Genomic DNA, 24,982 nt, shown 5'->3' with positions numbered 1-24,982 from the left:
CGCCATCCCGCGAGGTAGGGGTCGAGTGTCTTCAGTTCCAGGCCGCGCAGCGCGAGGTCCATGTTCGCCTCGCCGTATTCGGCCAGCGTCATGGTGGCGGTCGACGGGGTCAGGCCGGCTTGTGCGGCCTGGACGATGGCCTGGAGCCACTCCTGCGCTTCTTCTTCGCTGTTCTTTCCCTCGGACAGTGACGGGCGGCGTTTGGTGGTGGGATCCCACCATCGGACGCGCCCCCGGTACGGTGCGGGGCGGTTGGGGCGGTGTTCGATGTCGGTGGAGATCCGGATGCCGGCGGCGATGTTGGTCCTATCGGTCATGGATCCCCTTGGTGGGGGTGGTACGGCGGCTGCGCAGCCATTCCTCGACATCGAGGGCGCTGTACATGACGACACGCTCCGACAGAGCGACGAACGGCGGCCCTTGGGGAGGCCGGGCGGTGCGCCACCGGCGCAGTGTCGAGGCGTCCACCCGGAGACGAGCGGCCAGATCGCTGGTCGAGTACCAGGTGTTGGTCAGGAGGGGGGCTTGGTCGTCGGCTGGGACGGGATGCCGGCGGGGAGATGCGGGCTGTGCTGTGGTCTTCTTCTCACGATGGGGTTCGGCGATGGCGCGTGTTGCTATCGGGGCAGGCAAGTGCAGGCGATCTCCGGGCAGTACGGAGCACCGGGCGGGTTGGTGGAAGACTTCAGGTGCGGGCGACGCGTCCTGGAACGGAGGTGTGCCGTGCCCCATCGGCAGCAGCGCTGATGCCGGTCACCGTTACTCGCGGTTGGGCTCCGAAACGGGCGTTGACCAGATAATCGTCTCCGGATACGCCGGTTTGGCTAACTGGCGATCACGGGCTATGTTGCCCGGCTGACGCGACGTGACGGGGCGGGCGAAATCTTGACGCTCAAATGACGCTCTGCGAGGTATCTTGACGCTCATTTGACGCTCGTTCTGATGAGGCATCAGGTCTATCGCATCGCTGTTCAGGTGGGCTCCTGATTTCGTAGGTGTGGCGGGCTGCCGGGGACATCGGGGCCGCTCGCCCAGCCGTCATCGTCACCGGCTCACAGCCCCGAGCCAGCCTGTCTGCTGCCCAGGCTCGGGCTTGGGCGACGGCAGCCGCCAGCGCCATCAGCCAAGTAAGCAGTTGTCCGGGTGATGCGACCGGCCATGGGCCGCCCGGGGGGAGCGGGCTCGGCCGGTCCGGCCGACGGGGCCTCCTGTGCGCCCTGCAACCGCTCGGCCAGACCCGGCCAGCCAGGCTCGGACCCCGGACCGGAAGGGCGCCGGCCCAGCGGAGTAGGACGTTGCCTCCTCTAGGGCGCCAGAGCGCAGGCCCTCCACCAGCCTCCCTATGGCGATCGCGTACTTTGACGACCGTGATGTCCGCTACACGGCCGATAGTTGGATGAGTGTTCCTTCCTCACGACTGCTTCGGAACCGGAAGTACACACGCGACACGCGAATTGCACCTAAGACACGCCTGCATCACACGATGGCTGAACGCCGGGGTGCCGATTGCCGAAGTGGCCCGACGGGTCGGCAACTAGCCAGAAGTCATCCACCGTCGCTACCACGGTTGCATTGACGGTCACGAAGAATCTGCGAACGTGAAGATCGATAAGGCTTTGGAAGAGGAGGGCGACGGTATATAGAGAGGTGCCAACGTTGAGAGGCGGTCGGATCGTTGGACCGCCTCTCGGATCATTTAGGGGGTGGACTTCACGGCTGTCCCGGGAAATAGTTCACGATTTCACTTTTGACTCTGCTCATGGCTGCGCGTGCACGCCGCGTGGCTCGGGGTCATCCTGGAGATAAGGCTCAACTGTTCGCTCACCGCTCGGGGTGATGCTCGAAGGCGGGAGGACGTGGTCCCAGTGATCATCGCGGAAGTGGTTTGGTCGCTGATTTTCGGCGTCTTCATCGGAACTCTCGTAGTTTTCCTCTTTTTCCGTCCTGGAGTTCCACGAGGGCCGTCACAGCGCGTCTTCCAGAAAATTCAGGCAGGTTCAATTATTGGAATGGGGGCAATGCTATGGATGGCGGCCATTGGGGGAGCGTCTTTTGGGGAAGGTGCATCTAGCCTTGACGTGGCTGCTGGGTGGGGGCTCGCTCCCGGATACACCATCGGCGCCGGATGGTTGGCGATCAGACGCTGGCGACGCTATCGCTCTACGTCTGCGGCCCGTTCACCATCTTCGGACCGGAACTTCAGAAGGATGCGGTGGCGAAGGGTTGGGCGGTTCGCGGTCCGATCGGCCGATTACGTGATGGGCGTAGGGTTCATCTTGGGTGCCTACATGGTCAGCATCATGGTGGGTGTGTGGCTTAAAGGCAACGCCACATCATGGCTAACTCAAGTAGGGTTGAGCGGACTTTACCTCAGTGATGCTCTTTGCTTTGTTGCAGGATTCGCTTACTCGCAGCTAGTCACGGGTGGGGCGTTGCGTGCAATGCAGGCGGCTTTGCGACATGATTGGCCGATACCGCGGACCTGGCATTATGTGCTTCTGGCAGTGCCGTTTCTAGTTGTCTTGTTCTATGTATCTATTCTGGCGGTATCCAAGGCGGCGGCGGTGTCGAACGGGCTACTGGCTGGTCTAATCGCTCAATTGATTACTCTATATATTGGCTGGCGGTATACGAGTGACCGGCCGCAGGGATTGTTGAAAACTGCCCGCGGGGTGCGAGATAGATTCCATGAGCAGAGGCGTCAAGCATGACCTGGTGTACCGCACCTGTCGGTGTCCGGGGGTGTCGGCCCGCCTCTGCGAGTCCCCCATGACGACGGCATGCGGCAGGGATCGTCAAGGCGGGTGGTGTCACGGCACGGCCTCCCAGTTCAGCACGCCAGCCGAATAGGACTCGGCCGTGTGACGGCTCTCTCGGCGACTGTGTCGGAGGTGTGTCGCAAGCAATGAGAGACAACGAGAGAGGGCGGGAGTCAGTGAGACTGACTCCCGCCCTCTTCTGTCGGCATCCGCCCTGGTCAGCGCCTAATTTCTGCTGATCCTCGGCGAGTGCCCCCGGCAGGATTCGAACCTGCGCACACGGCTCCGGAGGCCGTCGGTGTTTCCGACGTTTTTCGCAGGTCAGCAACTTAGCTGACGTAATGTCAGGTGCTCCGTCCCGGACATGTCCCGTGAAAATGAAATGTCCCGTTTGGTCGGCATTCTATGCTGGCTGCCCTTGAGTTGGGGGCCTGCCGCGACCTGGCGGGCATCACGAGGGCTTACAGCGCCCAAGGACGTACGGTCCCGTCTCGGGAGATCGAGAGGTCTCGGTGACCAAGTGCCCGAACGCCCGGAACGCGGCAGTCCGCCGGGCAGCCGTCGGAACGTACGCCCTTCGGGTACCGAGTGCACCCGAGAGAGTGCGCGGCCTATCCGCGACCGGGTGTTACTTCCGGCCAGGTGTCCATTTCATGCCGAGCCGGTACGCCCGGTAGATCACGTCCTGGACGCCGGGGCCGTCCGCCGGGGTGAACCAGCGCACCTCGCGTCCGATGACGAGTTCGCCCTTCTGCCGTTTGATGAGGGCGATGGCGCACGCGTGCGCCTGCGGCGGGCACTCGTCCAGAACCACCCGGAAGCGGTCGCCGCGGTCGGAGGTCAGCGTCACCACCGCGTCGAGACCGCGGAAGTCGCCGGACCCTTCGTAGATGTAGACGAAGAGCAGGAGCTTCTGGAACTCGGCCTGGTGGTCCAGGTTGATGACGAGGTTCTCGCCCGTCTCCCGGCTTCCGGTGCGGTCGTCGGCGTCGAGCGCGACGTACGGGAAGCGGTCCACCGCTCCGAAGGCGTTGCCCAGGGCCTGGACCACGGTCTTGGAACCGTCGGTGCAGCGGATCATGCAGCCGAGATCGAGATCCACCTTCCTGGCCGCGGCCGATCGCATCGAGGCCCGGATCCGGCCGAACAGGCCACGGGCCTCGCCGGCCGCCCGCTGGGCGGCGGCCTGTGGCGAGGTCCAGTTGAGGTTGACCTTGATCAGCCCCGAGGTCACGCCGTGCTTGTCCAGAGAGACCGTGGGCGAAGCCTTCGTCAGGTCCACGGTGGCGGGCTTGGTCATGCGGCACCTTTCCGGAGAGGGAGGCTGGGTGACGACGCTACAGGTGGGGGCACGGGCCGCACAGGGCGGCTGGAGGGCTGAGCCGACAGGACGGTGAGGGCGGCTCGAACAACCGGAAGCACCGCTTCGTCGGGTGGCGCCGTTCTGATCTCCGGAGTCGTTCGGCGTGGCGGCCTCTAGCATGAGGGCCGTCGGAGGGAGTCCGAGCCGGATCGGAGCACGGAGAGTCGTGGGCGGGCTTACGGAAGCGAAACTGAGGGCGCTGGCCGGGGAGCGTTCGTTCGAGCGTGGACTCGGTTATGTGGACGAGGTGTCCGGGGTCGAGTTCGGTGACGGCTGGATCAGGGCGTCGGTCCGCGGCACGGAGCGATACGAGGCGGAACTACTCCTCGGTGGCCGCAGGAAGCCGGCGGGTACATGCGACTGCCCGTACGGCCAGGAGGGCAATTTCTGCAAGCATCTGGTCGCGCTGGGCCTGACGGTGATTGCGCAGGAGGCCGACCTGCCCCGCCTGCGGAGAACGGCCCGGGAACGGGCCCGCGGCCTCGATGCCTGGCTGACCGGCCTGTCACGGGACGATCTGCTCGCTCTCGTGCGGGAGGAGATGGTCGAGGACCGGAACCTGCGGAAACGCCTGGAACTGCGGGCGGCGAGCGCCCGCGGCGACGTGACCGGGATCCGTTCCTGTATCCGTGAGCTGCTCGACATCGGCCCATTCGTGCAGTACGGCTACGTCGAGTACGCCGACGCCCGTGCCTATGCCGACCAGGCCGGGCAGGCGGTCACCGCGATCCGGTCGCTGACGGCCTCCGGCCGGGCGGCCGACGCGACGACTCTGGCCCGGGAGGCGATCGGCCTGCTGGCCTCCGCGATCGGAAGTGTCGACGACTCCGACGGCCGGCTCGGCCAGGTCGGCGCCGATCTCGCCGACGCCCACCACGAGGCTTGCCGCGAGGCCCGCCCCGATCCGGAAGAACTCGCCCACTGGCTGGTGACCCATGCCCTCGACGAGGCGGCCGACCTGACGGACATCGACCCGCTCGATTACGAGGACCTGCTCGGCGAGCGGGGAACGGCCGCCCTGCGCCGGCGCGCGGCCGAGGCATGGCAGGCGAACCGCACCGGCTGGGCCGAGAAACATCTGATGCGGCGCCTGGCGAAGTCGGGGCGGGACATCGACACGGTGATCGCCGTCCACGCCGCCGACCTCGCGCCCAACGGCCACACCCACCTGCTCATCGCCCGCGAACTCGACACCGCCGGTCGTACCGCCGAAGCCCAGGAATGGGCCGAGCGTGGCATCCGGGAGACCGAGGACCTGGCCGGCGTTGACACCGCCCTGGTCGACCACCTCGCCGATCGCTACACCAAGACCGGCCGGCCGGCCGACGCCGTCAGCCTGCGCCGTGCCCACTTCACCGCCCGCCGTACCCTGCTCACCTACCAGCAGCTGCGCGCCGCGGCCGTCGCCGCCGCGTGCTGGACGACCGAGCGTGAGAAGGCGCTGGCGCTGCTCCGTGACGACGCCGAACGGACGGATGCGTCCGGTGACCGGGTCCTCGTCGACGTCCTGCTGGACGACAAGGACGTCGACGCCGCCTGGCAGGCAGCCCACGAGCACGGCGCCCATGACAGCCAGTGGCTCGCCCTCGCCGACCAGTCCCGCCCGACCCGCCCCGCGGACGCCCTAGCCGTCTACCTCCGACTCGCCGCCCCTCTCACCCGCGAGACAGGCAACCGCGCCTACGAACAGCTCGTCAGCCTGCTCCTGAGCATCCGCGACTGCCACCGCCACCTCGGTACACCCGACGACTGCACCGCGTACGTCGCCGACCTGCGCGCCGCCCAGAAGCGCAAACGGAACCTGATGCGACTGATGGACGACCATGGGATATGACCCATCCATCAAGCCTGACCTGTTGACGTCGTCAACAAGCGTGCCTTTTGTTTACGACTAAACTCCCGTGTACGCTGTCTGCGGGGCTGGGGATCTGCCCGCGTCGCGAGACGGGGCATTCTCCCGTGGGGAGTCGTGTGCTCGCAGGGCCACGCGAAAACGCAAGGGAATGGGCTGTGGCGACGGAGATGATCGCGGGGCGGTTCCGGCTCCTGGGGGCTGTGGACTCGGGCAACATGGGCGAGGTCCACAGAGCCGAGGATCTTGACGCCCCTCCGGGCGACCCGGACCGCGTCGTGGCGGTCAAGCTGATCCTCCGGCGCCGCTCCGGCCTGCAGATCGACACGCACGGCGACACCGAGACCGTGGAGCGGTTCGCCCGTGAGGTGCGGATCATGCAGACCTTCGGCCGGCACCCCAATCTCCCGCGCACGATCGCCGGGGGCGTGGACGCCACGAACGGCGGCCTGCCTTACCTTGTGATGGAATTCCTCGACGGCCATCCTCTGGCCGACCTGGTCGCCGACGAGACGCAGCTGCCGATCTCCTGGGCGGCGGCCATCGCCGCGCAGATGGCGGAGGGGCTGAAGGCCGCACACGTCGAGGGCGTCGTTCACCGCGACCTCAAGCCCCGCAATGTCATGCTCACCCGCGGTGGCCTCGTGAAGGTCCTGGACTTCGGCATGGGCCGCATCGTCGACGACCCGGACGGTACCAAGCTCACCAGCACGGGCGTCACGGTCGGCACCGCCCGCTACATGGCGCCCGAGCAGTTCCAGGGCGGAGCCGTGACCCCGGCGGCGGACCTCTACGCTCTCGGCTGCGTCCTGTACGAGATGCTCCTCGGCGTGCCGCCGTTCGTCGGCACCTCCGCGTACGAACTCGGCGAGAAGCACGTCCACCAGGCACCGAACCCGGTCCGGTTGGTCCGGCACGACGTTCCCGAGGCACTCGCCCGTCTCGTCGACCGACTGCTCGCCAAGAACCCGGCGGACCGTCCCGAGAGCGCCGCCGTCGTACGAGACGCCCTGCTGCCGTTCGTCACGGTCGGCGAAGCGCTGCCCGCCTGGCGCGAGTTCGACCCGGTGAGCCGCCTCCTCCAGGGCCGGGCCGCGCTCGCCACGCCCACGGTGCGGCAGGCTCCGGCCGACCGGCCGACTGCCCCGGCCCGCCCGCACACGTCCGGCATGGACGTTTTCGGCGTCCACCGAGACCTGATCGACGAGTACCGTGCCTTCACCCAGGGCGGCACGGTCATCCGCGACGAACGCGTCGCCGACTTCGTCCGGCGCGACCTCGACGCCAAGTCGCAGTGGCCCAACCCGTGGATCTCCCTCAACCCCTTCTTCGACTCCGCCGGCACGGTCGCCGAACTCGCGTCCCAGGGCGTCCTCCACCCGGAGTGCGCGCGGATCTTCCAGGCGAGGAAGACCAGGGGCGGCACGGTCTGCGACGGCCGCCCGCTCACCCTCCACCAGCACCAGCGCGAAGCCGTCGACGCCGCCCGTTCCGGGGCGTCCTATGTCCTCACCACCGGCACCGGCTCGGGCAAGTCCCTCTCCTACATCGTGCCCATCGTCGACAAGGTCCTCAGGGACCGGGAGACGGAGCCGCGAGGGACCGCCAAGAGGGTCCGCGCGATCATCGTCTACCCCATGAACGCCCTGGCCAACAGCCAGCTCAAGGAGCTGGAGAAGTACCTCAGGGACGGATACGGCGCCGGACGCGAGCCCGTCACCTTCGCCCGCTACACCGGCCAGGAGGACGAAGCAGCCCGCAGGGAGATCCGCGACAACCCGCCGGACATCCTGCTCACCAACTACGTGATGCTGGAGCTGATGCTCACCCGTCCCGACGACCGTGACAGCCTCGTCCGGATGGCCAAGGGCCTCGAGTTCCTCGTCTTCGACGAACTCCACACCTACCGCGGCCGCCAGGGCGCCGATGTCGCCCTGCTGATCCGCCGCGTCCGCGAGGCGTGCCAGGCCGACCGGCTCCAGTGCGTCGGAACCTCGGCGACCATGTCCACCGAGGGCACGATCGACGAGCAGAAGAGCGTGGTCGCCGCCGTCGCCTCCAAACTCTTCGGTACGAGGATCCGCACCGAGCACGTCATCGGCGAGACCCTGGTCCGCGCCACCGACCCGGCCCCCGACACCGTACCCGCCGAGCGGCTGCGCACCACCGACGCTCCCCGCGCGTACGCGGACCTGGTCCGTGACCCGCTCGCCCGCTGGATCGAAACCCGCTTCGGCCTGGCCACCGACACCCTCACCGGCCGTCTCGTACGCCAGAAGCCCGCCAAGATCGAGGACGCGGCCAAGGACCTCCACCAGGAGAGCGGCGTCCCCGAGGAACAGTGTGCGGCGGCCCTGCGTGCCACCCTGGAGGCCGGCTCGCAGGCCCGTCACCCGGTCACGGAACGACCTCTCTTCGCCTTCCGTCTCCACCAGTTCCTCTCCAAGGGCGACACCGTGTACGTCACCCTGGAGGACCCGGACAGCCGCCACCTCACCCGCGACTACCAGCAGGTGCAGCCCGGCACCGACGGCAAGCTCCTCATTCCGCTCGCCTTCTGCCGTGAGTGCGGCCAGGAGTACCTGACGGTCTGGCGTACCGAGAAGGACGGTGAGGTCCGCTACGAGTCCCGCCGCGACACCTCCGCCACGGGCGGCAGGGCCGGCGACGGCTACCTCTACGTCGGCCGCCCGTGGCCCCGCTCGCTCGACGAGGCCGTCGCCGAGCGCAAGCTACCGGAGTCATGGCTGGAACTCGACGACCGAGGCCAGGAGGTCGTCAAGAAGTCCTACCGCGAGCGCGCCCCCCGCGCCGTGACCGTCGACCCCTACGGGTACGAGGGCCGGGGCGACCTGGACGCCGCCTTCATCCCCGCCCCGTTCCTGTTCTGTCTCCAGTGCTCGGTGACCTACGAGCAGACGCGCGGCAAGGACTTCGCGAAGCTCGCCACCCTCGACCAGGAGGGCCGTTCCTCCGCCACCTCCCTGGTGTCGGCGGCCGTCGTCCGCTCCCTCAAGGCGGTCCCCGAAGAAGCCCTCGACAAGGAGGCGCGCAAGCTCCTCACCTTCGTCGACAACCGCCAGGACGCCTCCCTCCAGGCCGGTCACTTCAACGACTTCGTCCAGATCACTCAGTTGCGCGGCGCTCTCTACCGGGCGTGTCTGGACGCCGGGGACGAGGGCATCCCCCACGAAGAGCTGGCCACCCGTGTCGCCAACGCCCTCGCCCTCGACCCCGTCGAGTACACCGGGCAGTCCGACCTGCCGCCCAGCCTCGCCCGCAACGCCGCCAAGACCCTGCGCGACGTCCTCGCCTTCCGCCTCTACCTCGACCTGGAGCGCGGCTGGCGGATCACCATGCCGAACCTGGAACAGACCGGTCTGCTGAGGATCGACTACGCCGACCTCCAGTGGATCGCCGAGCGCGACGAGCGCTGGCAGAACGCGCACCCGGCGCTCCGCGACGCCGATCCCGCCCTTCGCGCCGAGATCACGCGGACCCTCCTGGACGACATGCGACGCGAACTCGCGATCGACGTCCAGTACTTCCGCGACGACTTCGACGCCCTCCAGCGCGCCAGCGAGGAGCGGCTCATCGACCCCTGGGTCCTCGGCAGGTCCGACGCACCCAAGGTCGGCACCGTCTACCCGCAGCCCTCGCGTCCCGGCATGGACCGGTCCGGGCACTTCCTCTCGGCCCGCGGCAAGTTCGGCAAGTACCTGCGCCGCACCGCGCCCACGGTCTTCGACGTGCGCGACGGCGTGAAGCTGGACAACACCGACCTCCAGAAGATCATCGAGGACCTGCTGAAGGTGCTCACGATCGCCGGCCTGGTCACCGAGGTCAGCGCCGCCCCCCAGCGCGCCGGCCGCTTCCGCGCGCCGACCGCTCCGGCCGCCACCGGCTACCGGATCTCCGCCGCCTCCCTCATCTGGCGCGCCGGCCCCGGCGAGTCCGGCGCCCACGACCCCCTCACCCGCACCTACGCCAGCGGCGACGGCCCGCGCGTCAACACCTTCTTCCGCGACCTCTACCGCAACGCCGCCACCGAGCTGTCCGGCCTGTATGCCCGCGAGCACACCGCCCAGGTCGACCCCGGCGAGCGCGAGCGCCGCGAAGAGGCGTTCAGCAAGGCCGAGCTGAAGCTCCTCTACTGCTCGCCGACGATGGAGCTGGGCGTCGACATCTCGTCCCTGAACGCGGTCATGATGCGCAACGTCCCGCCGACCCCGGCCAACTACGCGCAGCGCAGCGGCCGCGCCGGCCGCAGCGGCCAGCCCGCGCTCGTCACCACGTACTGCGCCACCGGCAACAGCCACGACCAGTACTACTTCCGCCGCTCCGAGCGCATGGTCGCGGGCGCCGTCGCCCCGCCGCGCCTCGACCTCGCCAACGAGGACCTCGTCCTCTCCCACCTCCAGGGCATCTGGCTCGCCGAGGCCGGACTGAAGCTCGGCCGCGCCATCCCGCACATCATCGACATCGCATACGACGAGAGCCTCGGCCGCCCGGACCCCGCACTCCGCCTCCACGACGACCTGTACGCCGCCTCCCGCGACGCCGACGCCCAGGCCCGGACGGTGGCCGCCGCCCACCGGGTCCTCGGCCCGCTGCTCCCCGAGTTCGCCAGGACCGTCTGGTGGGACGAGCGCTGGATCGAGGACCGGGTCCGTACCGCCCCCGACCGTTTCGACCAGGCGTTCAACCGCTGGCGCGAACTCTTCCGTGCCGCCCTCGTCGACCAGTACGTGCAGAACAAGCGGGTCCTCGACCACACCCTCACGGAAAGCGACCGGCGGCGTGCCGTCGCCCGCCGCAAGGAGGCCGAGACCCAGCTCAACCTCCTGAAGAACGAGACCCCGGACAGCAGGTCCGTCCTCTCCGACTTCAACCCCTACCGCTACCTCGCCTCCGAGGGCTTCCTGCCCGGCTACTCCTTCCCTCGCCTGCCGCTGGCCGCCTACATCCCGACCACCGGCCGCCGCCACGGCGACGGCGACTACCTCCAGCGCCCCCGCTTCCTCGCCATCCGCGAGTTCGGCCCCGGCGCGCTCATCTACCACGAGGGCGCCCGCTACCAGGTCACCCGCGTCCAGCTGCCCCCGGACTCCTCCGGCGACATCGCCACTACCGCGGCCGCCCGCTGCAAGCACTGCGGCTACCACCACGACCCCGAGCAGCGCGCCGACGTCTGCGACATGTGCAAGGAACCGCTCGGCGCCGCCGCCTACAACCTGCTGCACCTGCACACCGTCTACACCCAGCGCCGGGAGCGGATCTCCTCCGACGAGGAGGAGCGCCGCCGGGCCGGATTCCGCCTGGAGACCTCGTACCGCTTCCAGGACCACGGCATCCGTAAGGGCCGCCAGGACGCCCGCGTCGGCGACGCGGCGGGCAGCCTCGCCACCCTCTCCTACGGCGACTCGGCCACCGTCCGCATCACCAACAAGGGACGGCTGCGCGCCAAGGAGAACGAGCAGGACGGCTACTGGCTCGACCCCGCCGACGGCCGCTGGATGAACGAGCGCGACGCCGCCGAGGCATCCGGCGACTCCAGCGAGATGCCGGTCATCGACGCCGACGGCAACGAGAAGCGCCGCAAGAAGCGTGTCGTCCCCTTCGTCGAGGACCGCCGCAACATTCTCGTCGTCACCCTCGACGAACCGCTGCCCGAACCGATCGCCCTCACCCTCATGTACGCCCTGGAGCGCGGCGTCGAGGCGGCGTTCGAGCTGGAGGACTCCGAGCTGACCAGCGAACTCCTCCCGCCCGACGACGGCCCCCGCAACCGCTTCCTGCTCACCGAGGCAGCCGAGGGCGGCGCCGGAGTCCTGCGCCGCCTCCAGGCCGAGCCCGGCGCGCTCGCCGTCGCCGCCCGCCGCGCCCTGGAGATCTGCCACTTCGACGAGCACGGCGTGGACCAGGCCGAGGACCACTGCGCCCGCGGCTGCTACGACTGCCTGCTCACGTACGGCAACCAGCTCGACCACGCGGCGATCAACCGCCACACCGTCGCCCACCTGCTGCGGCGCCTCGCGTCGGCCGTGGCCGAACCGGAAGAGCGGGAGGAGTCCCCGACGGAGCAGCACCGGCGGCTCGTCGAGGAGCTGGCGCGGACGGTTCCGAAGCCCGCCGACACGCCGGCCGACGACGCCGACGACATGGCGAACACTCCTCTGGAGCAGACCCTCGTCACCTGGCTCAGGGACCACGGCCTCCGCCTGCCCGACGAGGGCCGGACCCTCGTCGGCACCGCCGTGCCCGACTTCGTCTACCGCCTCCCCGGAGTCAACCTCGCCGTCTTCGTCGACGGCCCGGACACGGAGCAGGACGCCACCCGGGACGAGGACGCCGAGGAACGCCTCTACGACGCCGGCTGGGGTGTCGTCCGCTTCCCGGCCGACCCCGCGGACTGGGACGCCGTCGTCGCCCGCCACGCCCGCTACTTCGGCGGCCCCGCCGCCTCCTGACCACGGAACCGACCGACACCCCGAGGACCCCGAGGATCCCCTTCGATGACGCTCACCTACTCCGCCGGTTCCCTGGTCACCGCCCGAGGCCGCGAATGGGTCGTGCTCCCCGAGAGCGCCCCCGACATGCTCGTCCTGCGCCCGCTCGGCGGCTCCGACGACGACATCGCCGCCGTCTTCCCCGCCTTCGAGGACGTCAAGGGCGCCGAGTTCGCCCCGCCGTCCCCCGCCGACCTCGGCGACCACCGCGCCGCCGGACTGCTGCGCTCCGCCCTCCGTATCGGCTTCCGCTCCGGCGCCGGCCCCTTCCGCTCCCTCGCCGGCATCGCCGTCGAGCCCCGTGCCTACCAGCTCGTCCCGCTCCTCATGGCGCTGCGGCAGAACACAGTACGGCTCCTCATCTCCGACGACGTCGGCATCGGCAAGACCGTCGAGGCGGGCCTCATCGCGAGCGAACTCCTCGCGCAAGGCGAGGCACGCGGCCTGGCCGTCCTCTGCTCACCGGCCCTCGCCGAGCAGTGGCAGGAGGAACTGCGCACCAAGTTCGGCATCGACGCCGAACTCGTCCTTGCCTCCACCGTCTCCCGCCTGGAGCGCGGCCTGGACCTGGGCCAGTCGCTCTTCGACAAGTACCCCCACGTCATCGTCTCCACCGACTTCATCAAGTCCACCCGCCACCGCGACGACTTCGTCAAGCACTGCCCCGACCTGGTGATCGTCGACGAGGCCCACACCTGCGTCGCCGCCGACGACACCACCTCCACCCAGAACCAGCTCCGCTATGAGCTGCTGCGCCGGATCGCCGAGGACACCGAGCGCCACCTGCTCCTCGTGACCGCCACCCCGCACAGCGGCAAGGAGTCCGCCTTCCGTAACCTCCTCGGCCTGGTCAAGCCCGAACTGGCCGAGGTGGACCTGGACTCCGACCGTGGCCGAAGGCTCCTCGCCCACCACTTCGTCCAGCGCAAGCGCGCCGACGTACGCCAGTACCTGACGACCGAGGACGGCCTCGGTGACGACAGCCTCGCCGAGCGCACCGCGTTCCCGTCCGACCGCTACTTCAAGGACGAGACGTACAAGCTGTCCCCGGCCTACCGCGCCCTCCTCGACGACGCCATCGCCTACGCGAGCGAACGCGTCGAGGCCGCCGGCAGCCAGGGCAAGCGTGAGGCCCGTATCGCCTGGTGGTCCGCGATCGCCCTGCTCCGCTCCCTCGTCTCCTCCCCGCGCGCCGCCGCCCAGACCCTCCGTACGCGCTCCGCCGCCGCGGCCGCCGCCAGCGCCGAGGAGGCCGACCGCTTCGGCGCGCCCCTCACCCGCGACGCGGCCGACAGCGACAGCCTGGAAGGCATGGACGTGGCCCCCGGCGCCGAGACCGACGATGCCGGCGCCCGCCTCGCCGAACTCGCCGACCGTGCCGCCGCCCTGGAAGGCCCGGACGGCGACCTCAAGCTGAAGGCCCTGGTCAAGCACCTCAAGGCGCTGCTCGCCGACGGCTACCACCCGATCGTCTTCTGCCGCTACATCCCGACCGCCGAGTACGTCGCCGAACACCTGGACGGCAAGCTGGGCAAGAAGACCGTCGTCCGCGCCGTCACCGGCACCCTCTCGCCGCAGCAGCGCATCGAACGCATCGAGGAGCTGGCCGAGGAGGCCGGGCAGGACGCCGCCGCCCGCCGCGTCCTCGTCGCCACCGACTGCCTCTCCGAGGGCGTCAACCTCCAGCACCACTTCGACGCCGTCGTCCACTACGACCTCGCCTGGAACCCCACCCGCCACGACCAGCGCGAAGGCCGCGTCGACCGCTACGGCCAGCAGCGCGATGAGGTCCGCGTCATCACCCTGTACGGCAGCGACAACGGCATCGACGGCAAGGTCCTCGACGTCCTCATCAAGAAGCACCGCCAGATCAAGAAGGACCTCGGTATCTCCGTCTCCGTCCCCGACGAGACCTCCTCCGGCGTCACCGACGCCATCGTGGAGTGGCTGCTGCTGCGTGGCCGGGAGGGCGAGCAGGGCACCCTGTTCGAGGCCGACGCCTTCCAGCAGAGCTTCGCCGACCTGGAGGCCGACTGGAAGTCCGCGGCCGAGCGCGAGACCCGCTCCCGCTCCCGGTTCGCCCAGCGCTCCATCCACCCGGAAGAAGTCGCCCGCGAGGTCCTCGCCATCCGGGACACCCTCGGCCGCGCCGACGAGGTGAACGACTTCGTACGAACCTCCCTCGCCGCCCTCGAAGCCCACCTGGTGGAGGCGGGCGACGGCTCCGGCGACTTCACCGCCGAGGTCAGCGGCACCTCCGCCGGCCTGCGCGACGCCCTCGCCCCCGTCGTCGGCGCCGCCGCCGTCGAAGGCGCCCGCCCCATCCCGTTCCGCACCACCTCGGCCGTGGCCCGGGGCGAGGCCGCCCTCGTCCGCACCGACCCCGTCGTCGGCGCCATCGCCGCCCACGTCCTGAACTCCGCCCTCGACAGCCAGGCCGACGGCCGCCGCCCGGCCCGCCGCTGCGGCGTCGTCTCCACCCGCGCCGTCGAGACCCGCACGACCCTGCTCCTCGTCCGCTACCGCTTCCACCTCACGCTGCCCTCCCGGCAGGGGGAGAAGCAGCTCGTCGCCGAGGACGCCCGTCTCCTCGCCTTCCAGGGCTCCCCGAAGAACGCCGTCTGGCTGCCCGTGGACCAGGCCCATGCCCTCCTCACCGCCCGCGCCGCCGACAGCGTCGACCCGCTGCACGGCGAGGGCGTGATGAGCCGCGTCCTCGGTCAGCTCCCCGCCGTCACCGACCACCTGGAGCAGTACGGCGACACCCTCGCCGCCGAACTGCACGAGTCCCACCGGCGCGTCCGCCGCGCCTCCGACGAGATCGTCCGCGGCCTGCGTGTCACCGCCCAGCAGCCGGCCGACGTCCTTGGCGTCTACGTCTACCTGCCCGCCGCGACCGGAGAGGCCGCCGTCTGATGTCCGCCACCACCCGCAACCAGGTCTTCTCCGCCGTCCACACCGTCGGCGGCCTGCTCCCCGCCGACATGCTGCTGCGGATCGCCGACGGGAAGGACGTCAAGGGCTCCGCCCCCGCCGACTACCAGGTCATCGGCGCCCGCTCCGTACGCGACGAGGCCGAGCGGCACTGGGACTACCTCAAGGCCGTCTGGCGCGAGCTGCGTGAGAAGCTGCCCGTCACCCCGGACGCCGAGACCCCGGCCGACCCGATGGGCCTCGCGATCTCCCAGTGGCTGGAACCGCTCTTCGCCGAACTGGGCTTCGGCCGCCTGACCTCGATCGGCGCCACCGGCATCCCGGCGGACAGCGACCCCGACCGCGTCTTTCCCATCAGCCACCGCTGGAACCACGCCCTCCTCCACATGACGGCGTGGAACGCCGACCTGGACAAGCGTGTCGGCGGCGCGGGCACGATCCCGCCCCAGTCCCTGGTCCAGGAGTGCCTGAACCGCACGGAGGCCCACCTGTGGGGCGTCCTCACCAACGGCCGCCGGCTCCGCATCCTGCGCGACTCCAGCGCGCTCGCCACCGCCTCGTACGTCGAGTTCGACCTGGAAGCCATCTTCGACGGCGAACTCTTCAGCGAGTTCGTGCTGTTGTACCGGCTGCTGCACGTCTCCCGCTTCGCGGTGGCGGAGGGCGCGGCGCCGTCCGCCTGCTGGCTGGAGAAGTGGCGTACGGAGGCCATCGCGTCCGGCACGCGTGCCCTGGACCAGCTCCGCAAGGGCGTCCAGGAGGCCATCACCACCCTGGGCACGGGCTTCCTGCGCCACCCAGCCAACACGGCCCTGCGCGAGAACACGGACGTCAAGGCCCTGCACGGTGCGCTGCTGCGGCTCGTCTACCGCCTGCTGTTCGTCTTCGTGGCGGAGGATCGCGATGTGCTGCACGGCAAGGAGGCGACCGAACAGGCGCGGGAGCGCTACGCGACGTACTTCTCGTCCGCTCGCCTGAGGCAGCATGCCCGCCGCCGGAGGGGCACCGCTCATGGTGACCTCTACCAGGCCCTGCGGATCGTCCTGGACGCCCTGGGCGACGAGAACGGCCGCCCGGAGCTGGGCCTGCCGGGCCTTGGCGGCATCTTCGACGCGACGGACGCGGATGCCCCGCTGAAGGGCCTGTCTCTCTCGAACGAGTACCTGCTGACGGCCGTACGCCACCTCTCCCAGGTCCGGGACTCGGGCTCGCGGCGCTGGCGCACGGTCGACTACCGGCACCTGGACGCCGAGGAACTGGGCTCGATCTACGAGTCCCTGCTGGAGCTGGTCCCCCAGCACAGCGCCGCCGACCGCACTTTCGAGCTGGTGGAGCTGGCCGGCAACACGCGCAAGACGACCGGCTCGTACTACACCCCGTCCTCGCTCATCGAGTGCCTGCTCGACTCGGCCCTGGACCCGGTCCTGGACGACGCGGTCAAGCGCGGCGAACAGGCGGCGAGCGCGGCGGGCGACCCGGACCCGTCGGAGGCGATCGTCCGCGAACTGCTGTCGTTGACGGTCTGCGACCCGGCCTGCGGCTCCGGCCACTTCCTGGTGGCGGCGGCCAGGCGGATCGCCAAGCGCGTGGCGGCCGTACGGGAGCGCAACCCGGAGCCCACGCTGGAGTCCGTCCGGCATGCGTTGCACGAGGTGGTCGCCCGCTGTGTCTACGGCGTGGACCTCAACCCGATGGCCGTCGAGCTGGCCAAGGTCTCGCTGTGGCTGGAGGCCCTGGAGCCTGGGAAGCCGCTGGGCTTCCTGGACGCCCACGTGAAGCACGGCAACGCCCTGATCGGGGCGACGCCGAAGCTGCTGCGGGGCGGGATCCCGGACGAGGCTTTCAAGCCGATCGAGGGTGACGACAAGAAGTACGCCAAGACCCTGGAGAAGCAGAACAAGGCCGAACGGGGCGGCCAGCGGGGCCTCTTCGACCTCGGCGGCGAGACGAAGATCGCGAACACGGTCTTCGCGACGGGCCTGCGCCGCATCACCGGTGCCTCCTCGGACACCCTGGCGGACGTCCGTCGTCAGGAGGCCGCCTACCAGGACTGGTCCGAGTCCACCGAGTACCTCCGGGCCTTGCACGTAGCCGATGCATGGTGCGCTGCCTTCATTTGGCAGAAGAAGGCCGATGCTCCGATGGCGGTTACAGAGGAGGTCTTCCGCAACCTCCAGGACCCATCGCGGGACGCGGCTCCGCGGTCGACGCACGACGAGATTGTGCGCTTGCGGAGGCAGTACCGCTTCTTCCACTGGCATCTGGAGTTCCCGGAGGTGTTCTCCGTCCCGGAGTCGGGTGCGGGGATCGATGAGACGACGGGGTGGGCCGGTGGCTTCGACTGCGTGGTGGGGAACCCGCCGTGGGAGCGCATCGCGTTCGACGACGAGGAGTTCTTCTCGCATCGCGACCCCGGGATTCTGAAGTCCAGGACGACCAGCGCCCGGAAGAAGGCGATCTCGGAGGCGCTGGCGGCGGAGGTGAGCTGGCGGGATTCCTATGTGCGGGCCGTGCGGGAAAGCGCGGAGATGTCTCACTTCTTCTCGTCGTCCGGCCTGTATCCGCTGACGGCCCGGGGGCGCCTCACAACTCAGTCCCTGTTCTCGTCGCGCGGTCTGGAGTTGAGTGCGGTCGGCGGTCAGGTCGGTGTCATCGTGCCGACGGGTGTCCTGATGGACGTCCCAATGAAGGACTTCTGGGAGTACCTCCGGGATTGCGGGTATATCCGGGCGATCCTGGATTGTGAGAACTCCAAGGGCATGTTCCCGGCGGTGCACCGCTCGACCAAGTTCATGCTGCTGACGCTCCAGCGACTGCGCTCCAGCGAGGCGGCCGCGTTCCTTCGTGTCGGTGTGTATCTGCGCACGGAGCAGGAGCTTGCCGATCCGGACCGGACGTACAGCCTCCCCCTGGCAGGCCTGGAGATTCTGAACCCGATCACCAAGCAACTCCCCATCTGCCTGTCCCGCCGTGACTTCGATCTGCTGATGTCGATGACGCAAGCCGTGGGGCCGAAACTGGCGGTGAGCCCCTGGGTGGGCTTCACCTCCGACGGCTTCTCGGGCCACTACCGAGAGGAGGGCGGCCCGGGGCTGGTGGGGCTTGCCGAAGGGAAGATGATCCATCAGTTCGACGCACGGTACGCGGACTATGCCCGTGGCGAGATCGCTGAGGTGACCCCAGGGGCGAAATCGGCTCCTGCGGTGTCGCAGCACTACTGCGCTGACGGGATAGTGGATGAGTTCCTCGGGCGCAAGGACATCCATACGTCATGGATCGCGGTCGTGCGTGACTACGTCCGGGCCGTGGATTCCAGAACCGCGATTGCCGCGATCGTGCCTCGCACCGCGCCCGTGCAGCCGCTGAACGGCTTCTCGGTCCCCGGGGGCGCCGGGGCGCACACCTGGGCACTCGCCGCGATCAACTCCTTCCCCTATGACTTCATGGCGAAACAAAAGACCCCAGGCCAGCATTTCAACGTGACGATCATGCGGCAGGTTCCAGTCGTGGGAGTGGTCGAGGAACTCCTTCCTTTCGTTCGCGGCCGGGTGCTGGAACTCTGTTACGTGACCCAGAACCTGGCTGGCTTCGCCCGCGACCTCGGTGACGCCGGCGCCCCCTTCATCTGGGACGACGACCGCCGCATCACGATCCGCGCCGAACTCGACGCCCTCTTCTTCCACCTCTACGGCATCACCCGCGACGACGTCGACTACATCCTCGACACCTTCCCCATCGTCAAGCGCAAGGACGAGGCCAAGTACGGTACCTACCGCACCAAGGACCTCATCCTCGCCGAGTACGACCGCATGGCGGCGGCGGGCGTCAGCCTGACCAACCCCCTCGTGGACGGCGAGAACTACACCTCCACCCTCACCCCGCCCCCCGGCCACGGCCCCCGCCACCCGGAAGCCTGACGCGCACGCACGCCTACGCGGCCCGGACCGGAGGAGAGCACCCCGATCCGGGCCTCTCCGACACACCTCACGGAGTGGCCATGGATGACGAGATCCAGCTGATCAGGGACGGCGATGGCCTGGCGGTCATCGGGACGGAGGCGACGGTCGAACGCTTCCTCGTGTCCGAGGGCCTGCCCTCGCGGGCCCTGCGACCGCGCCCGTTCCGGTCCGCGCTCGGTGATGCGGCCGGAGCCGCGCAGGTGGCTTCCGACATCGCCGCCGGCTCAGGCCGCTGGGTGAAGCTGACCAAGGAGTCCGCGCGGAGCATCGACAAGTACGGGCTCAGGGAAAGCGCCACGACGGGGCTCAGCACAGGCGTGCTGAAGGGACCCAAGGGCCAGATCAAGGGATTCGTCGAGTTCGCGAAGGGGCAGAGGTCCCTCCGGGGCAACCCGGCGCAGCTGTCCAATGTTGCTGCCGTCATGGCGCAGCTCGCGATGCAGCAGGCCATGGACGAGATCACCGACTATCTCGCCACGATCGACGAGAAGCTCGACGACGTGCTTCGTGCCCAGGAGGACGCCGAGCTGGCGAAGATGATCGGGGCGGAGCTCGTGATCACGGACGCCATGACCATCCGGGACGAGGTGGGCCGGGTCTCCGCCATCACATGGTCGAAGGTGCAGGGCACGTCGGAGACCATCGCGACGACCCAGGCGTACGCGCTCCGCCGGCTCGACGCGCTCGCCGAGAAGATGGAGCGCAAGGCCAAGATCGGTGAGCTCGCCGCGGCGGCCGAGGAGGCGGAGGCCAAGGCCCGGCAGTGGCTCGCGGTCCTGGCTCGTTGCTTCCAGCTTCAGGACGCGATAGCCGTGCTGGAACTCGACCGGGTGCTGGACGCCGTCCCCGAGGAGCTGGACCGGCATCGCGACGGCATCCGGATCGCCCGGCGGAACCGGCTGGAGCTCATCTCCCGGAGCACCGAGTGTCTGGTGGCCCGGATGAACGCGGCTGCCGAAGAGGCCAACGGGAAGGTGCTCCTGCACCCGACCAAGTCCCCGGCCGTGGTCCGGTCGAGCAACCAGGTCGTGACCGGCGTCCACGACTTCCACGGGCGGCTCGGGATCGAGTCCGGTCGCCAGGAGTCGGAGGCGAGACGCTGGACGGCCGCGGCGGCGGAGGTGAGGGACAAGGCGCTGGAGACCGGTGCGAAGGGTGTGGACGCCGCCAGAAGTCTCGGCAACGAGACTCTCGGCCGGGCCAGTTCGGTCAAGGACAAGCTCGCCGACGGGATCGCCGTACGAGTCCGCCGCCGACGAGGGGAGGGGAACGGGGACGAGGGGGAGCCCGCCACGGAAGGCTGAGCGAGGCCGACCGCCGGCCAGGCGAACGCCACCCGCACCCCACCGGCGCGCCCTGCCGGTCCGCAGCACCTTCGACGGGCTCCGCGCAAGGCCCCTCCGGCCCTGCCAACGGCCACTTCATCCGCGTCCCCCACGTGCTGAGAGCGGGCCGGTCGTCGTCGGAGGCCCGCACCCGGCGGCCCACCTCACCGACCCCGGCTCCGGCCCTCGCGCCACGACCAGTCCACCCCACCGACCACCGCCCGCCCGGAGAATGCCGTGACGCCATTCGCCGACGAGGGAGACACCCGCAAGGTCCAGACCGCCGTCATCGGCGGGGCTGGGTCCGACGACCCCGTCTTCCTCCCGTACGACCACGACGAGTTCCACCTTTTCATGCGGGGCCGTTCCCGCGACGACTTCTACTGCGGCACCCTTCTCGGCGGCTGCGGCAAGAAGCTCAGCGCCAAGCGCTACACCGAGAAGAAGTGCCACTTCGCGCACCGCCCGCCCGTCCACTGCCGCCGCACCGCCAACGGCGAGTCCAGCGCCGACCACCTCTACATCGGCCAGGCCCTGACCCGCTGGCTCGCCGGCCAGAACCTGCGGAATGCCAAGGCGTCGTACCGCACCGTCGGGGACAGGCCGGGCGGGACCGTGGACTTCCGGCTGTCCGGCGGACGGCAGCTCATTCGCGTGCAGATGGCCCGGCTGGGCCTGCACCAGTGGCGATGGGAGGCGGAGAGCCTCGCCCAGGGCGCCGACCACGTCGAGTGGCTCTTCGGACCGGACAGCATGCTTGCCTACGACCGGGTGGAATCCCACGGGTACGCGATCCGCGTCGAATGCCGGACAGCCGGCGTCACACGCGAGGTGCGGATCGGTACGCAGCTGCCCGGCAACACCGTCGAATGGACCACGCTGGAGGAGTGCGTCCTCACCCGCCAGGGAATCGTCACCCCCAGCCTGGTGTCGACGCCCCAGGGAATCGTGCCGCGAGGATCGGCCGGAGCCACCGCTTCCGCCGCTTCCGTCGCATCCATCACGCCCGCGCTCTCCTTCCGACTGGCCGATGACACGGTGGCGTTCACCGGAGCCTTAGCCAGGACCGACGTGAAGTGGCCGGCCGGCACACCGGGCAGCGTCTACGACGCCGACATCCAGCCTCTCGGTTCGGCCGTGGCCCGGGCCCGGATCGTCCTTCCGCACGCCTCGACGCCGCCCAACCCGTCGAGGGTGTACGTCCTCCGGGAGCGGGTGACCCTGACCCCCGTCGAGGCCACGACGGCGGACACGCCCGCGTGGCTTCTCACCGCCGCCCAGACGCGACGCCTCGACGCCCGGGAGGCGGCGGCCTGGAGCGAACTCAAGCCGCCCCAGCCGGCACCGGCAGCGGCCAAACCCCTCCCGGTCGAGCCGCCGTCCGCGCCTCCGCGCCCACGGCTTGACGACCGCGAGATCGTGGCGTCCTTCCGGGAGATCCTGGAGCGGACCGCCCGCGCACAGGGCCGGATCACCTGGGCCAAGCTCGTCGGGAGCGCGAAGGCGACGCCCGAGCAGTTCACCCCGGAGCACCGGCGCAGGCTTCTCATCGCGCTCGACTTCCCTCGCGCCCAGGACAAACCGGTTCTGTCCTCGCTCCTCAGAACGGACAACGGCGAGGTCCCGTCCTTCTTCGCAGCTGTCCTCGCCGGTCTGGGCTGGGCACCGGGCCTCCCGGGGAACCAGGTCCGCCACATCAACGAGACGGAACGGCAGCGCGCCTACGAGCTCTTCGGGGCCGGTACCGTCACCGCCCCGCCGATGCAGCCCGCCGCCCCGGCGACTCCCCGCCCCCAGCCCGTGCCGCACCCCAGGGAGCCGGAGAGCCGACCACAGGCCGCAGCGACCAAGCCGGCCCCGGCGACCGGACTTCCGACCCTCCAACTCGTGCTCGCGGTACGCGAACACCTCAAGGCGCGAGCGAGAAACGGAGCCGACGACATCACCTGGCGGGAACTCTCGGCCAACACGGGATTCGACTTCGGCGGCCTGTCGGACGAGCGGCGGACCAACCTCCTCTTCCGTGTGGACGAGCCCCTCAAGGGTCACGACCTCATGTACGCCGCCCTCGTCGTGACGGACGACGGCAAGCCGCTGCCGTACTTCCCGGAGATCCTCCGGCGTCACGGGCGCTCGGTACCCGGACTCCAGAGCGAGGCCCATCAGGCCAGACGGCTGGAGGCGGACCGCATCCGTGACGCGTACACAAGCGGCGCGAACCGGTCGAGGGCCACGGAGACGGAGGCACCCGCTACCGCCCCGACACTCGCCCCCACCGGGAGCCCTGCCGACACCTCTGTCGCGGCGGCCCTCGGAACCCTCGCGGGGCTGCGCTGGCGATTCGACCACGCTCGGAAAGCCGACGATCTCGCCGAGGCCAAGCGCGCCTGGCAGGCGGCAGGCAAGCTGTACGGTACGAAGCTGCCTCCGGCGGAGCGGGCTGAGCAGCATCCCCACCTGCGCGCCATGAGTGAGTGGGTGCGGGGGCGCGAGAACGCGATCGTCCAGGCGGACCTCCGACGGCTGTTCGATGACCTCGGGCGGCGGCAGGAGCCCGCTGACGTCGAGACACTTCGCGAGGGCCTGGCACGTGCGAAGGCGCTCAAGCGGAAGCACCACGGCAAGCTCCCGCAGGACCTCCAGGACGCGCACCGCGCCTGTGGGGAACGACTCGCCGCGCTGCTCGCCCCGCCGTCCGGTGGCGATGTGCGGAGACCGCAAACGGAGGACGCGCCACCTCGGCCGGATGAGGCCAAGCTCGCCGAACTCGCGGCCGTCGTCCGCTCCCTCCTGGAGGACACCGCACGGAACCGGGCCACCCTCACGTGGTCCGCGATCCGTCACCGGCTGAGCGGGGAACTTCCTCACCTGCACCCCGACGACCAGGGGCAGGTGCTCGTGCTCGCCGACGCGAACACCTCGGCGGACGAGCCGCTCCTCTCCGCCTTGGTCACCACGAACAACGAGGATCTCCACCCGCTGTACCGGCATGTAGCCTTCTCGCTCGGTCGGGAGACACCCTCAGGTCCGGACGAACTCCACGCACGGTGGCAGATGGACGTGCTCCGGCTCTACGGCCTCTGGAAGCACCGCTGACGGGGCCCGGCGGCGGCTGTCTCACGGCCCCGCCGTCGGGCCACGCGATCTGCTCAGTACTCCAGGGCGAGGGACGCGAACGACACGAACCGGGCCCAGCCCTCGCGGCCGACCGCGAAGGGCCGGCGAGCCACGTCCTTGGAGTCCCGGACGTGGACGGTTCGCGGGGTGACGGCGACCTCGACACAATCGTCGCCCTGGTTCCGCTGTAGCTGGACTTGAACCAGGCGAGTTCCGTCGTACTCATAGCTCTCCTCGCAGACGCTCCAACAGGCCCCGCGACTCCTTGGGGTGAGGGCCTGTGAGCGCAGTGTGTCATAGCGCTGGTGGAGCAGGCGCACCTCTTTGGGGTCGGAGATAAGCCGCCCGTTCTGCTGTCCCTCGGAGTACCCGAGCCGCCGCCCGTCCGGAGTCTCAAGGAGTCGCACCGGTCCATCTAGGCAGCCGTGGAACTCGGCCTCCACCGGGACCACCTGCAAGGTCACGTTGCGCGGTTCACTCAGTTCAAGGACGCGGTCCAGCATGCTCCGCTGCACCTCCGTCCCGCCCAGCCTGCGCCGGAAGACGTGCTCCTCCACGATGAAGCCGAACGGCACGGTCGGCCGCTCGTACAGCATTTTCTGCCGCTTGAGGCGCGCGGCGAGCTGGGTCTCCAACTGCCGTTCCGTCAGCAGCGGGATGCTGTTGTCGAACACCGCCCGCGCATACGTTTCCGACTGCAAGAGCCCCGGCACCAGCCGGCACTCGTACGTGCACAGACTCACCGCCACCTTCTCCAGGCGCGCCCACCGCCGGAACCACACCGTCAGACCGGCCTCGGCACGGGTCAGAAAAGGCGCGGACCTCCGCAGCGCCCCCGTGTTCCCCAGCGCCGCGTCCCCCCGGTCGACGAACGCCTCGTCCGGCATCCGCCGCCCCAACTCCACCGACTCCACGGTGTGCTTGGAGAACCGTACGAGCTCCGTGAACTCGGCCCTGCTGAGCCCCGCGTGCTCCCGCAGGGCCTGGACGACGGCCCCGAAGGTCCGCCAGACTGTCCGACGGATCGGGCTCGCGCCCCTGCTCCTCCGTCTCGTTCGTCTCGTCCGCCCCGTCCGTCACGATCTCGACGTCCTCCGCCACCGCGGCCACCTCCCGACGCGCGCCCGTACGCCGACCTCTGTACCCACGGTCGGCAGCACTCAG

Annotated in this window: 10 protein-coding genes, 1 tRNA gene and 2 pseudogenes; 7 read left to right on the top strand and 6 right to left on the bottom strand. The window is 69.6% G+C overall.

Annotated elements, in window-relative coordinates:
• Positions 1-317 (bottom strand): annotated as a pseudogene (locus tag IE251_RS41130) (site-specific integrase); the annotation flags it as partial.
• The gene (locus IE251_RS42150; protein WP_350968771.1) at positions 307-732 is read right to left on the bottom strand and encodes a helix-turn-helix transcriptional regulator; all 426 of its coding nucleotides are present in this window, start codon (positions 730-732) and stop codon (positions 307-309) included. The pseudogene IE251_RS41130 and the gene IE251_RS42150, both read right to left, overlap by 11 nt.
• A 1,556-nt stretch (positions 733-2,288) precedes the next feature.
• On the opposite strand from IE251_RS42150, the gene IE251_RS22045 reads away from it, so the two are divergent.
• Entirely contained in the window at positions 2,289-2,711 is a 423-nt protein-coding gene (locus tag IE251_RS22045; RefSeq protein ID WP_189754724.1) for a hypothetical protein, read from the top strand.
• Positions 2,712-3,012: 301 nt separating this feature from the next.
• On the opposite strand, the gene IE251_RS22040 is transcribed toward IE251_RS22045, so the two are convergent.
• Positions 3,013-3,088 (bottom strand) — tRNA-Arg (locus tag IE251_RS22040).
• 299 nt (positions 3,089-3,387) lie between these two features.
• Positions 3,388-4,059 (bottom strand): hypothetical protein, encoded by a 672-nt coding sequence (locus IE251_RS22035; protein WP_189754723.1) that lies wholly within the window; start codon positions 4,057-4,059, stop codon positions 3,388-3,390.
• 229 nt (positions 4,060-4,288) lie between these two features.
• Here IE251_RS22035 and IE251_RS22030 point away from each other — a divergent pair, with 229 nt between their 5' ends.
• From IE251_RS22030 to IE251_RS22005, 6 genes are all read left to right on the top strand, one after another.
• The gene (locus tag IE251_RS22030; RefSeq protein WP_189754722.1) at positions 4,289-5,956 is read left to right on the top strand and encodes an SWIM zinc finger family protein; all 1,668 of its coding nucleotides are present in this window, start codon (positions 4,289-4,291) and stop codon (positions 5,954-5,956) included.
• 188 nt (positions 5,957-6,144) lie between these two features.
• Positions 6,145-12,444 (top strand): protein kinase domain-containing protein, encoded by a 6,300-nt coding sequence (locus tag IE251_RS22025; protein WP_189754841.1) that lies wholly within the window; start codon positions 6,145-6,147, stop codon positions 12,442-12,444.
• A gap of 45 nt (positions 12,445-12,489) precedes the next feature.
• Positions 12,490-15,399, top strand: coding sequence for a DEAD/DEAH box helicase (locus IE251_RS22020; protein WP_189754721.1), 2,910 nt, complete (start codon positions 12,490-12,492; stop codon positions 15,397-15,399).
• The gene (locus tag IE251_RS22015) at positions 15,399-19,334 is read left to right on the top strand and encodes an Eco57I restriction-modification methylase domain-containing protein (RefSeq protein WP_189754720.1); all 3,936 of its coding nucleotides are present in this window, start codon (positions 15,399-15,401) and stop codon (positions 19,332-19,334) included. The genes IE251_RS22020 and IE251_RS22015 overlap by 1 nt, the downstream gene beginning before the upstream one ends.
• Positions 19,335-19,414: 80 nt before the next feature.
• Entirely contained in the window at positions 19,415-20,680 is a 1,266-nt protein-coding gene (locus tag IE251_RS22010; protein ID WP_189754719.1) for a hypothetical protein, read from the top strand.
• Positions 20,681-20,938: 258 nt separating this feature from the next.
• Positions 20,939-23,797 (top strand): competence protein CoiA family protein, encoded by a 2,859-nt coding sequence (locus IE251_RS22005; protein ID WP_189754718.1) that lies wholly within the window; start codon positions 20,939-20,941, stop codon positions 23,795-23,797.
• A gap of 53 nt (positions 23,798-23,850) precedes the next feature.
• Here IE251_RS22005 and IE251_RS22000 read toward each other — a convergent pair whose 3' ends face one another.
• Together IE251_RS22000 and IE251_RS21995 are read right to left on the bottom strand one after the other, a co-directional pair.
• A complete protein-coding gene (locus IE251_RS22000; protein WP_189754840.1) occupies positions 23,851-24,024 on the bottom strand; it encodes a DUF397 domain-containing protein in 174 nt (57 codons plus the stop codon).
• 16 nt (positions 24,025-24,040) lie between these two features.
• Positions 24,041-24,898 (bottom strand): annotated as a pseudogene (locus IE251_RS21995) (helix-turn-helix domain-containing protein).
• Between the last annotated feature and the right edge of the window lie 84 nt (positions 24,899-24,982).

Origin of the sequence: Streptomyces eurythermus, assembly GCF_014649115.1 — a bacterium.
Taxonomy (GTDB): Bacteria; Actinomycetota; Actinomycetes; order Streptomycetales; family Streptomycetaceae; genus Streptomyces; species Streptomyces eurythermus.
Note: the sequence above shows the minus strand (reverse complement) of the source record. Positions and strands in the feature narration are given on the sequence as shown.

What these genes read in the sequence shown, in the direction of transcription:
- IE251_RS22025 (WP_189754841.1), top strand. Translation starts at nt 6,145, where the DNA reads ATGATCGCGGGGCGGTTCCGGCTCCTGGGGGCTGTGGACTCGGGCAAC.
- IE251_RS22010 (WP_189754719.1), top strand. Translation starts at nt 19,415, where the DNA reads ATGGATGACGAGATCCAGCTGATCAGGGACGGCGATGGCCTGGCGGTC.
- IE251_RS22035 (WP_189754723.1), bottom strand. Translation starts at nt 4,059, where the DNA reads ATGACCAAGCCCGCCACCGTGGACCTGACGAAGGCTTCGCCCACGGTC.
- IE251_RS42150 (WP_350968771.1), bottom strand. Translation starts at nt 732, where the DNA reads ATGGGGCACGGCACACCTCCGTTCCAGGACGCGTCGCCCGCACCTGAA.
- IE251_RS22020 (WP_189754721.1), top strand. Translation starts at nt 12,490, where the DNA reads ATGACGCTCACCTACTCCGCCGGTTCCCTGGTCACCGCCCGAGGCCGC.
- IE251_RS22015 (WP_189754720.1), top strand. Translation starts at nt 15,399, where the DNA reads ATGTCCGCCACCACCCGCAACCAGGTCTTCTCCGCCGTCCACACCGTC.
- IE251_RS22045 (WP_189754724.1), top strand. Translation starts at nt 2,289, where the DNA reads ATGGTCAGCATCATGGTGGGTGTGTGGCTTAAAGGCAACGCCACATCA.